The sequence below is a fragment of the Nocardioides sp. HB32 genome (assembly GCF_054058995.1).
This window is the reverse complement of the sequence record NZ_JBSSBS010000001.1, coordinates 4,448,711-4,460,242: the sequence shown is the minus strand read 5'-3', so window position 1 is coordinate 4,460,242 and position 11,532 is coordinate 4,448,711. Positions and strand designations below refer to the sequence as shown.

The 11,532-nt window shown below is 71.4% G+C and carries 10 protein-coding genes and 1 tRNA gene; 8 read left to right on the top strand and 3 right to left on the bottom strand.

Annotated features, from left to right (window positions below; translation table 11 throughout):
- The 3 genes from ACVW2K_RS22370 to ACVW2K_RS22360 all read left to right on the top strand — a co-directional run.
- On the top strand, positions 1-452 hold a 452-nt coding region (locus ACVW2K_RS22370), incomplete at its 5' end, for an SRPBCC family protein (protein ID WP_457204030.1).
- A gap of 57 nt (positions 453-509) precedes the next feature.
- Positions 510-585: transfer RNA gene (locus tag ACVW2K_RS22365), tRNA-Ala, on the top strand.
- Positions 586-742: 157 nt separating this feature from the next.
- A complete protein-coding gene (locus tag ACVW2K_RS22360; protein WP_457204029.1) occupies positions 743-979 on the top strand; it encodes a helix-turn-helix transcriptional regulator in 237 nt (78 codons plus the stop codon).
- A gap of 644 nt (positions 980-1,623) precedes the next feature.
- Here ACVW2K_RS22360 and ACVW2K_RS22355 read toward each other — a convergent pair.
- The 3 genes from ACVW2K_RS22355 to ACVW2K_RS22345 are packed head-to-tail and all read right to left on the bottom strand — an operon-like array spanning position 1,624 to position 5,204.
- A complete protein-coding gene (locus ACVW2K_RS22355; protein ID WP_028637374.1) occupies positions 1,624-2,787 on the bottom strand; it encodes a M20 metallopeptidase family protein in 1,164 nt (387 codons plus the stop codon).
- A complete protein-coding gene (locus tag ACVW2K_RS22350; protein WP_457204028.1) occupies positions 2,780-3,922 on the bottom strand; it encodes an amidohydrolase family protein in 1,143 nt (380 codons plus the stop codon). The genes ACVW2K_RS22355 and ACVW2K_RS22350 overlap by 8 nt, the downstream gene beginning before the upstream one ends.
- Positions 3,912-5,204 (bottom strand): glutamine synthetase family protein, encoded by a 1,293-nt coding sequence (locus tag ACVW2K_RS22345; protein WP_457204027.1) that lies wholly within the window; start codon positions 5,202-5,204, stop codon positions 3,912-3,914. Before ACVW2K_RS22345 ends, ACVW2K_RS22350 begins: the two co-directional genes overlap by 11 nt.
- A gap of 273 nt (positions 5,205-5,477) precedes the next feature.
- On the opposite strand from ACVW2K_RS22345, the gene mftD reads away from it, so the two are divergent.
- The 5 genes from mftD to ACVW2K_RS22320 are packed head-to-tail and all read left to right on the top strand — an operon-like array spanning position 5,478 to position 11,532.
- Positions 5,478-6,659: a pre-mycofactocin synthase MftD gene (gene mftD, locus ACVW2K_RS22340; RefSeq protein WP_028637377.1), complete on the top strand. Its 1,182-nt coding sequence runs from the start codon at positions 5,478-5,480 to the stop codon at positions 6,657-6,659.
- Positions 6,660-6,685: 26 nt separating this feature from the next.
- Complete coding sequence (locus tag ACVW2K_RS22335) at positions 6,686-8,182, top strand: GMC family oxidoreductase (RefSeq protein WP_457204026.1); 1,497 nt, start codon at positions 6,686-6,688, stop codon at positions 8,180-8,182.
- A complete protein-coding gene (locus ACVW2K_RS22330) occupies positions 8,166-9,473 on the top strand; it encodes an aspartate aminotransferase family protein (protein ID WP_457204025.1) in 1,308 nt (435 codons plus the stop codon). Before ACVW2K_RS22335 ends, ACVW2K_RS22330 begins: the two co-directional genes overlap by 17 nt.
- A 56-nt stretch (positions 9,474-9,529) precedes the next feature.
- Positions 9,530-10,786: an ABC transporter substrate-binding protein gene (locus ACVW2K_RS22325; RefSeq protein ID WP_028637380.1), complete on the top strand. Its 1,257-nt coding sequence runs from the start codon at positions 9,530-9,532 to the stop codon at positions 10,784-10,786.
- Complete coding sequence (locus ACVW2K_RS22320) at positions 10,783-11,532, top strand: ABC transporter ATP-binding protein (protein ID WP_051549186.1); 750 nt, start codon at positions 10,783-10,785, stop codon at positions 11,530-11,532. The genes ACVW2K_RS22325 and ACVW2K_RS22320 overlap by 4 nt, the downstream gene beginning before the upstream one ends.

The window sequence follows — 11,532 nt, the reverse complement described above, 5'->3', positions numbered from 1 at the left end:
TCGCAGCCTCCCGCACCTACCCCGCGGGGGTCGCACGTTCGTTCGACATCGTGCTGCCCCTGCCGCTGCCGTACCTCTTCGCGCACCGGTACGCCGCGATCCCGCCCGTCACCGCGGTCCGGGACCAGGCCTCGTGGGACACGGCCGGCCAGGCCCGCACCATCGTGCTCGGTGACGGCGGCACGATCCTGGAGACCCTCACCGACGTGGACCGACCGCACGCGTTCGGCTACCGACTCACCGACATCACCGGCCCGATGAAGGGGCTCGCCACCGCCATCGACGGCCGCTTCACCTTCGACCCCGCCGGCACCGGAGTCCGCGTCACCTGGGCGTGGACCGTGCACCCCCGGGGCCGCCTCGGCGCCCTCGCGATGCCGGTGTTCGCCCGCATGTGGCGGCCCTACGCGCGCATCGCCCTGGAGCGTCTCGAGGACGTCCTGGTGGCCTGACGGGTCGATTCGGAACACCCGTGGGGCTGGTGCTAACGTTGCGCTCCGCAACATCCTGGGGCTGTGGCGCAGTTGGTAGCGCGTCTCGTTCGCAATGAGAAGGTCAGGGGTTCGAATCCCCTCAGCTCCACCAAAACCTGCAGGTCAGGCGGTAACTCCAGGCTCCTCCCCGAGGAGACGGAGTGAAAAGTCGGCACAAACTCGGCACTTCAGCCATTCACACCCTGGCGTCTCGGCGCCACACGGCGTGGCCTCGGCTGCTCTCGGCGCGGCCCGCGCACCTGAGGGTCATGGAGACCACCAACGCACACCCCTCCGCCCTCGAAGCCGTGCTGACGATCTCGGGGCTGGCCGCTGACCTCGGGGTGAGCGTCCAGGCGATCTACGACTTGCGCAGCCAGGGCCGCGGACCGCGCGGGTTCCGGGTCGGCCGGGAGCTCCGGTTCCGGATCAGCGAGGTCGAGGCCTGGCTCGCCGGTCTCGAGGACGCCGACCAAGAGCGCCACCCGCGCCGGAGCGCGCCGTGAGCGGCGGCCACCCGCGGACCTCGATCGGCGCGTACGGCGAGATCTACGCGAAGCCATGCGCTGCCTCAAGCGCAGGATCTCCGATGCCGTCTACCGAGAAACTGGTCGCCGACACGCAACTGGCGGCCGGCCGATTTCTCTGACACGGGCCCCGGAGGGCACTGCGGGGCGTTTCAAGAACCCAGCGCGGCCGACTCCCACCCGCACATCGCACGTCGGATCAGCCACTTCCCCCGACCCACGACGACGACGCTACGCCCGCCATAGGCGGCCGGAAGGGGACGCTCACAGCGACCGGTTGAAAACAGAAGGGAGCCGCCCGGGCTACTCGGTACTTGTACTGGTGGCGTCACGACCACCGGCGGGGGTGCGAGGCCCGCCGGTCACCTGAGCCTCAGCGCAGCGCGGATCGGCGGGCTCCCCGCTGCACTTCCCTTGCGACTTTGGCCGGTGCGAACATCTCCGCGCCGAGTGGATTGGGGTCCGTCGCGAGCCGTGTTGTCACATGTGTGACGACCAGGAGAAACGCCACCCGGGTGACCGGTTGCCTCTCTGCGGTGCAGGGTGAGGTCGACCGCTTCGCCGCGCTCCGGGGCCGCGTAGACAACGTGGGGATCGTGGTCGAGATGGCCCGCGCCCGGGGCTCAGTGACCCAAGCCGATGAGCAGGTCGGCGGCCCCGAGGTAGCCCGCGAGCATGGCGCGGGCAGTCAGATGCAGGTCCCCGTCGGTCGGGAGGAACGACGGGGAGTGCAGCGGCTCGTTGGTCTCGCTGCCCACGAACATCATCGCGGAGGGCATCCGCTCGGAGAAGAAGGAGAAGTCGTCGGAGCCCAGCGACCGCAGGGTGGTCGAGAGGCCCATCCCCTGGTCGGTGAGGTGCGCGGAGATGGCGCGCACGAGCTCCGGATCGTTCTCGAGCACGGGCTCGCCGTCGGTGATCGTCACCTCCGCCTCGCACCCGTGCGCCCGGGCGACGTGCTGCGCGACCGTGACGATGCGGTTCCGCAGCAGGGTGCGGGTGTCGGGGCCCAGCGCCCGGATGGTGCCCGTCGCCCGCGCCAGGCCCGGGATCACGTTCGCGGCCTGGCCCGACGAGAACGACGAGACCCCGACGACGGCCGCCGACATCGGGTCCACGGAGCGGCTGACGACGCTCTGGAGAGCCACCACGATCTCGGAGAGGGCGAGCAGCGGGTCGCAGCTCAGGTGGGGGTAAGCCGCGTGGCCGGACGCTCCGTGCACGCGGATCTCGAACTCGTCCGACGACGCGTTCACCCCGCCCGGCACGCATGCGACGACACCCGGCGGCAGCGAGGGCTGGATGTGGGCGCCGATCATCGCCGCGCACTCCTCGGCCTGGAGGATCCCGTGCTCTGCGATGTCCTTGGCGCCCGACGGGTAGGTCTCCTCCCGGGGCTGGAGCACGACGAGCAGGGGGACCGTGCCGCCCGCCTCGTGGACCGCCCAGGCGACGGCCACCAGCGCGGCGAGGTGGAGGTCGTGGCCGCAGGCGTGCATGGTGCCCTCGTGCCGCGAGGCCCAGGCGACGCCGGTCCGCTCACCCACCGGGAGCGCGTCCATCTCGCCCCGGATGCCGATGCTCCGGCCGGGTCCGCCCAGCCGGAGGACGGCGCCGGTCTCGGCGACCTTGGTCGGCGTCTGGTTGCCCGGCAGCGCCTGGAGCACCCGGTCCCGGGTCATCGACTCATCGCCGGAGAGGTCGGGCTCGCTGTGCAGCAGCCGCCGCAGCTCGGCGGCCCGTCCCAGGTGTCGCTCGAGCAGGTCCCACACGGTGGGGTCAGCCATGGTCGCTCCCGTAGAGGTGCTCGGCATTGGTGCGACCGACCATGGTCGCGACCCGGATGGCGTCCGCGACGGACCACTCGCCCTCGTCGACCCAGCCCGAGAGCGCGCGGGTCATGCCCCGGCGCCACAGCAGGGAGCCGAGGAGGTGGAGCTCGGGCGGGCCCCACGCGTCGGAGGAGTAGAGGACCTTGCCGAACGGCGCGAGCTCGAGCGACTCGGCGATCACGGCCGCGGAGGCCGCGCCGGTGTAGTTCACGGCGAGGCCGACGTCGAAGTAGACGTGGGGGAACGCCTGCGCCAGATAGCCCGCCTGGCGGTGGAAGGGGTAGCAGTGCAGCAGCACGACCTCGGTGCCCAGCGGCTCGACGAGCTTGATCCAGGCGGCGAGCAGGAGCGGGTCGCACCGCCGCAGGTCGAGGTCCGGGTCGCCGTAACCGGCGTGCAGCTGCACGGGCAGCCCGGTCTCGACACCGGCCCAGAGGGCCATCCGCAGCAGCACGGGGTCGGTGACTCGCGGCGTCGCGCCGCCCTCGAGCTCGGCCAGCCACTCCGCAGCGGCGGCGCGGACCTCGCCGGCCGACGGTCGCTGCGGGTCGAAGTCGAAGCCGTACCGGTAGGCGATCACGGACTTCAGCCCCGCCGCGCCGGCACTCGCCCGGTCGAGCGCGACCCGGAAGCGCTCCTCCAGGGTTGTCGCCTCGGCGCTCACGACGACGTCCTCGAGCAGGGTCTCGAGCCGGACGATCTCCTGGACCCTGGCGTCGGGCACCCGGGAGGCGAACGTGGGGAGGTCCAGGATCTCGTCGCCCTTGAAGCCCGTGTCGACCAGCCACCGGTCCACGCCGGCGGAACCCAGGAGCCGTCGGTCGAGCTCGGCAGGAGCAAGGAGCTGGCGGGCATGCCAGTACTCCTCGATGTCGGCATGGGGCGAGAGGCCGAGGAGCGGCGCGCAGTGACGACGTACGGCGAAACCCACCTGCGAGTCGAAGCGCGACGTCCCGCGAGCGGGTGGCCGGTCGGACTCGGTGAGCAGGTCGCCGAAGCCGGCCAGGCTCGGTGCGGCCGTCGAGCAGGTGTGCACGTGGTGGTCGACCAGCGTCAGGGCGGCGACCGCCTCCGCGATCTCAGTAGACATCGGCCATCTTGGCGCAGAGCTGGACGTCGTCGAGGCCCGCCACCGCGGCCAGCTCGGCACGCTTCACGGCGAGGTGGGTGGCGAGCAGGTCGGGGTCGAACCAGCGGGCGACGACGGGGTCGGCGGCGAGATTGTCGAGCGCCTCACCCAGGCCGGAGGGCAGGGTGGGGACCCCCGCCAGCTCCGGCTCGGTGACCGTCTCCGGCCAGATCGTGGGCTCGTCGTACTCCCCGGTGAGACCCGCCAGACCGGCGCGCACGAGCACCCCGAGGGTGAGCCACGGGTTGGCGGTGGCGTCGGAGGGACGGAACTCGAGGTTGTACTGCCCGGCGGTGTCGCCGCCGCCGACCGTGCTGGTGGGACAGATGCGGAGGAGCGCCTCGCGGTTGCGCTCGGCGAGGAAGATCCCGCCCGCGCTCCAGCGGTGCGGCGTCAGGCGCAGGTAGGAGGCGGGGCTGGGCGCCGTGAGTCCGAGGAGGGCGGGCGCGTGGGCCAGGACGCCGGCCGCGAAGCGGTGCCCGAGTGCGGAGAGCCCCGCGGGTCGGGTGGGGTCGTACAGCACCGGAGCGCCGGTGCTGTCGCGCAGCGAGAGGTGCACGTGGACGCCGTTGCCGCTCCCGTCGGGGTGGAGCAGGGGAGCGAAGGTGACGCGCCGTCCGTGGCGCCGGGCGAGGTCGCGCACCAGCTCCTTGACCAGCACGGCGCGGTCGGCAGCGACGAGGCCGGGGGCAGGCTGGAGGGTGATCTCGAACTGGTCGGCCCCGAACTCGGGGAGCCAGTTCTCAGGCTCCAGGCCGGCGCCCTCGAGGAGCGCGACCAGCTCGGAGCCGAAGGGCTCGATGCTGCGGTGCCGCTCGAACGAGAACGGGCCTGTCTTGGGCAGACCCGCCACCATGAACTCGTGCTCGAAGGAGGCGACAACGTCCAGACCCGTGGCCGCACGCAGGTCCTCGAGCGCCGTACGAGCGAACGTGCGCGGGCAGCACGCCCACGGTGTGCCGTCGGGGAGCGTCTGGTCCGCCAGGACGACGGTCACTTTCGGGTCGTCCTTGTGGGCGGGGATCTCGACCTGCGTCGCGGCGTCCGGCATCAGTCGCAGGTCGCCGGTCGAGCCGAAGACGTTGGCCGCGATGGCGCCGAACGCCGTGATCGCCAGGTCCGCCGGCACCCACCCGACGCCACGCCGCAGCACGGAGTCGAGGGCGCTCGCGGGGACGGAGCGACCGCGCATCTGGCCCGCGAGGTCACTGGTGGCGACGAACACTGTGGGGTCGGGGGTCATGCTCCACCTTCTCGGATCGCTGGGCGCCACGGAGCTCGACGAGCCAGCCGGTCAGGATGGCGTGGTGTCACGGCGTCGAACACACAACCAGATTGATATATCCATTTCAAAAATGCGTCAAGCGCGACGGTCTGAAATATTGGTTTCGAACTTCGGGGTCGAAGCCGCGGTGGCCGTGTCTGGCATCCGCGTTACAGAAAGTTCGTCGATTGCCATTGCCGTAAGAGATATTTCATCCTACCGTGAGGGTCGTCGCCCAGTGGAAGGAACCCGATGAGCACCAAGGTCCGCTTCAGGAACCTGGCCGAGGCCGAGCGCCTGGCCAAGCGTCGGCTGCCCCGTGCCGTGTGGCTGGCCGTCAAGGCCGGCAACGAGCAGGGCTGGACGCTCGACGAGAACCTGCGGGCGTTCAACGAGCTGGGGTTCTCACCCACCATCTTCGACCGGCCCACCACGTTCGACACGCGGACCAGCATCCTGGGCCTCGAGGTGGACTTCCCGGTGCTGGTCTCCCCGGTCGGCGCCCAGGCGATCCACCCGGACGGCGAGGTCGGCGTGGCCCGGGCCGCGGCCCGCGCCGGGACGGCGATGGGGCTGAGCTCGTGGGCGTCGGACGCGGTCGCCGACGTGACCCGGGCGAACGACAAGACGCTCTTCCAGCTCTACTGGGTCGGCACGAAGCCGCAGATCGAGGCTCGCGTCGAGGCGGCGCGCGCCGCCGGCGCGAAGGCCCTCATCGTCACCCTCGACTGGTCGCACACCCCGCGCCGCGACTGGGGCGTCCCGCCCGCTCCTCCCAGCGACATGGGGCTGCGGACGATGGCGAACCTGGCTCCCGAGGCGCTGTCGCGGCCCCTGTGGTTCGCCAGCTACCTCCGCCGTGGCCGGATCCCGGAGCTGAAGGTCCCCAACCTTTTCGAGGCCGACGGCACGGTGCCGTACTTCGGCAAGGCGTGGTCGGAGTTCGAGAACACCCCGCCGCCGACCTGGGCAGACGTCAAGTGGTTGCGCGAGCTGTGGGGCGGCCCGTTCATGGTCAAGGGCGTCAACACCATCAAGGACGCCAAGATGTCGGTCGACCTCGGCGCCGACGCCATCTCGCTCTCCAACCACGGCGGCAACAACATCGACGGCAGCCCCTCGCCGCTGCGCTACCTGCCGTACGTCGTCGAGGCCGTGGGCGACCAGGTCGACGTCATGGTCGACGGCGGGATCCGTCGCGGTTCGGACGTTGTCAAGGCCGTGGCGCTCGGCGCCAAGGCGGTGTTCGTCGGGCGTGCCTTCCTCTACGGGCTCGCCGTGTCCGGCGAGGAGGGCGTCCACGAGGTCCTCCAGATCCTGCGCCGCGGGATCGAGGAGACGATGTTCGGCATCGGGCACAGCAGGCTCTCGGACGTGTCCCGCGACGACCTGATGTTCCTCAACCCGCACTTCCTCGTCCCCCCGGCCAGCTGAGCGAACGAACAGAACCGGAGCAACTGATGGCACGCATCATCGTCGTGGGCGCGGGCAGCGCCGGCTGCGTCGTGGCCGCGCGGCTCAGCCAGCACCACGGCCACGAGGTGGTCCTGCTCGAAGGCGGGCCCGACCACGCCGGCACGGACGTCGGCACCCGGCTGGCATCGGCCAACTGGATCGACGCCATGGGCGCGACCGCGGCGTTCGACCCGGACCTGCTCGCGACCCGGCTCGCCACCGACGCGCCGCGGCAGTACCACCGCGGGCGCGGTCTCGGCGGGTCCGGCTCCGTCAACGCGATGCTGGCACTACCCGGGCTGCCGCGCGACTACGACCGGTGGGCCGAGGTCTACGGGCTCGACGACTGGTCGTGGTCGGCCGTCGAGGGCACGTTCCGCGCCCTGAAGCGCGACCTGGTCGCCACCCCGCCAGCGGGCTACACGCCGACGGACCGTGCGCTGGTGAGTGCCGCGGCGGAGCTCGGGCTGCCGAGCGACGTCGACACCCACACCCCGCAGGACGGCGCCGGCACCCTCTGGCGCCACGCGGACCGCACCGGACGGCGCTCGAGCCTGGAGACCTACCTCGCCCCGGCCCGCGACCGCGACAACCTGCTCGTCCGCACGGACGCCCGGGTCGACCGGCTGCTGGTCGAGGACGGCGACGTCACCGGCGTGCTGCTCACGGACGGCTCCCTGCTCCACGCCGACCAGGTCGTGCTGAGCGCCGGCACGATCGAGACGCCGGCGATCCTGCTCCGCAGCGGCTGCGACCGCCCCGGTGTCGGCAAGGGGCTGCAGGACCACCCGGCGGCCTCGATCATGCTGGCGCTCAAGCCCGGTCACCAGGACGTGCGTGCCGGGGAGTCCTGCATCAACGCGGTGCTGCGGCTCTCATCGCAGGTCGCGGAGGGCGACATCCACATCCTCCCGATGCAGGGGGCGCTGTCGGTGAGCTCGCCCCAGCACCACGCCGTCGTGATGGCGGCTGTGATGACGGTGACCTCCACGGGCGAGGTGCGGCTCGATCCCGAGCGGCCGACCGGACCGCCCGTGATCGCCGAGCGGATGCTCACGACCGAGCGCGACCGCGCCGTGATGCGCGAGGCCATCGGGCACGCCGTACGCCTGCTCGAGACCGAGGCCTTCCGGGAGATCGTCGAGGAGGCGTTCATCGACGCCGACGGGACGCCCGTCTCGGCGCTGGACGACCCCGACACCTACGAGCGCTGGCTCGCCGGATCGGTCGGTGACTACTTCCACGCGGTCGGCACGGCCCGGATGGGGTCGTTCGACGACCCGGGAGCGGTGGTCGACCAGCGCGGCCGGGTCCACGGCCTGGACCGGGTGCGGGTGATCGACTGCTCCGTCATGCCCGAGGTCCCCGCCGCCAACACCCACCTGCCGGCGGTGATGCTGGCCGAGCGGCTGAGCAGCGCCCTGCTGGCCGACCTCGCGACCGGGACCCAGCGCGGCCCGCTCGCCCACCACCAAGGAGGGACCCGTGTCCACAGTCTCTGAGCAGCTCGACCAGGCCGCCACGTGGCGGCGGGCCGAGGCGTCCGTGCCCCGCGGAGTGTCGTCGGGTCACCGGGTCGGCTGGCAGCAGGTCTTCGTGCGCACCCAGGGCGCCTACATCTGGGACCAGGAGGGCAACCAGTACGTCGACTACCTCAACGCCTGGGGTCCGATCGTGCTCGGGCACAGCGACCGCCGCGTCAACGAGGCGGTCCTCGCCGCCGTCAACACCTGCGACCTCACCGGCGTCGGTCCCCAGGCCGGGGAGATCGAGCTGGCGGAGAAGATCTGCGAGGTGATGCCGTCGGCCGACAAGGTCGCGTTCTGCACGTCCGGCACGGACGCCACGATGCACGCCGTCCACGTCGCCCGTGCGGCCACCGGCCGCCTCAAGGTCCTCAAGTTCCACGGGTCGTACCACGGCTGGAGCGACCACGTCGCGGTCGGCAGCTCGCGCAAGGACCTCACGGCGACGTCGGCCCTGAACACCCCGAACGGCGGTGGCCTGCACCCGGCGGTCGTCGACGACGTGGTCGTGGTCGAGTGGAACGACGAGCCCGGGCTCCGTGCCGCCTTCGAGCAGCACGGCCACGAGCTGGCCGTCGCGTTCGCCGAGGGCTACGTGCACAGCTTCGGCTGCGTCCCCGCCGCCCCCGGCTTCCTCGAGCTGCTGCGTGATCTCTGCACGCGACACGGAGCCGTGCTGGTCTTCGACGAGATCAAGACCGGCTTCCGGGCGGCCATGGGCGGCTACCAGTCGATCTGCGGCGTGACCCCCGACCTGACGGCCTTCGGCAAGGCGGTCGCCAACGGGTACTCGCTCGCGGGCCTCGCGGGCTCGGACGCGCTGATGGGCCACCTCGGTGCCTACAGCAAGAACGAGGCCACGATCGACGGCACCTTCAACGCCTCGCCGTACGCACTCGCGGCCGCGAACAAGACCCTCGAGCTGATGGAGTCCGACGACGTCTTCACCACCCTGTACGCCCGGGGGGCGCAGATGCGGGCCGGCATCCAGGCGGCCATCGACGAGACCGGCGCACCCGCGACGGTGACCGGGCTCGGCTCCGAGTGGTGCGTCTACTTCCGTCCGGAGCTGCCGACCAACTTCCGCGAGGCGATGGAGTCGGATCCGCACCTGTACGGCCGCTACCACGCGTCCCTGCTCGCCCAGGGCGTGCTCGAGCCCGCCTTCCCGACGGGCGACCGACGGCTCAACGCCTCCACCACCGAGGCCGACGTGGCCTCCACGATCGAGTGCGTCCGGGTCGCCCTCCGAGCTGCGATCAGCTGAGCTCACCGCACGGCACCACCCACCTCTCCACCCCTTCACACACCTAGGTAGGACAGATGCTCTCCTCAGCGCGCCCATTTTCGGGCCGGAAGGCGATCCTCGCGGCAGCCGCCGTGGCCTCGCTGGTCGTCACTGCCGGCTGTTCCGACAGCGCATCCGACAGCTCGGCGAGTGACGCCGACGTGATCACCATCGGGTTCGCCCTCAGCCAGAGCGGCAACATGGCGCCCTTCGACGTGGAACCCGGCAACGCTGCCATGCTCCGCATCAAGCAGATCAACGCCGACGGTGGCGTGGACGGCAAGCAGATCAAGACCGTCGTCAAGGACGTCCGCTCCGACCCCGACACGGTCGGCACCGCGGCCACCGAGCTGGTGGCGGACGGCATCGACCTGCTGGTGACCCCGTGTGACTTCGACCTGAGCGCCCCGGGCGCGGCGGTGGCGCAGGCGGCGTCCATCCCGTCGGTGTCGATCTGCGCGGGTGACCCCAAGATGGCCGACACCACGACCCTGGGTGACTACGTCTTCTCGGCCAACGCGGGCAGCGATGTCGAGGGCGCCACGGGCGCGGCCTGGGCCGACGCGCAGGGCTGGACCTCGGCGTACCTGCTCCAGGACGAGAGCATCGAGTACACGAAGTCGGCCGGCCGCTACTTCCAGGCGGAGTTCGAGGAGCTCGGCGGCACCGTCGTCGGGAATGACGCCTTCCCGGGCGGTGACAACGTCAACATCAGCAGCCAGGTCGCCCGGATCAAGGGCCTGGCGACGAAGCCCGACTTCGTCTACGTCGCCAGCTGGAACCCGGGCGGCGCCACGGCGATCCGCCAGCTGCGCGAGGCCGGCGTGGACGTGCCGGTCGTCGGCCCGGCCGCGCTCGATGGCCAGGTGCTGCTCGACATCGTCGGCGACGGCGCCAGCGACGTCTACTACACCGGGTTCGCCTGCTACGTGTACTGCACCGGTGCCGACTCCGCCGACCTGGACACGTTCGTGGCCGACTACGAGGCGGAGTACGACTCCAAGCCGGCCTCGAGCTACGCCCTCCTCGGCTACAACATGGTGTCGGCGCTCGCCGGTGCACTCGCAGACGCCGACTCGCTCGACGGCGCCGACATCAAGGCGGCGCTCGAGAACGCCGGTCCGGTGTCGACGCCCATCGGCGACGTCCAGTACTTCTCCGACACCTGCCACAAGATCATCGACATGCCGCTCTCGGTGGTCGAGGTCGACCACGGCGCGATGAAGTACGTCGACCAGCAGCGCGTCGACAGCATCCCGGACATCGGCGACGAGAACGCCTGCGCGTCATGACCGACGCCGCCCAGCTCTCCCGCCGGTCATCCGTTCTGCGGATGGCCGGCGGGGGGATCCACTTCGACGGCGTCAAGGCCGTCGACGGGGTCACCCTCGAGGTTCGCAGCGGCGAGGTGCTGGGGCTGATCGGCCCGAACGGCTCCGGCAAGACCAGCACGCTCAACCTGCTCAGCGGGATGCTCCGCGCCACGTCCGGGCGGATCCACCTCGACGACCACGACCTGACCCGCTCGTCGATGCGGCAGCGGGTGCAGCGGGGCGTCGTACGCACCTTCCAGAGCGGCCGCGTGTTCGGCCGCCTCACGGTGGCGGAGAACGTCGAGGCGGCCGCCCTCGGAGCGGGGTCTCGCCGCGGTCCCGCTCGGCGGCTGCGCGACGAGATCATCGACGAGCTGAGCCTCGGCGAGGTGGCCGCCACTCGCGCGGACAGCCTGACCGCCGGTCGGATCCGCACCACGGCCATCGCCCGGGCGCTCGCCGCCCGCCCCCGGTTCCTCCTCCTCGACGAGCCGGCCGCCGGGCAGAACGAGGCGGAGGCCGTCGAGCTCATCACCTCCATCCGTGGCTTCGCCCGGCGCCGTGACTGCGGGGTCCTGCTCGTGGAGCACGACATGTCCGTGGTGATGGGCACCTGCGACCGGCTGCACGTCCTGGACAGCGGCCGGACCGTGATCGAGGGCGAGCCCGCCACGGTCCGCAAGGATCCCCGCGTCATCGAGATCTACTTCGGGAAGCGACACTGA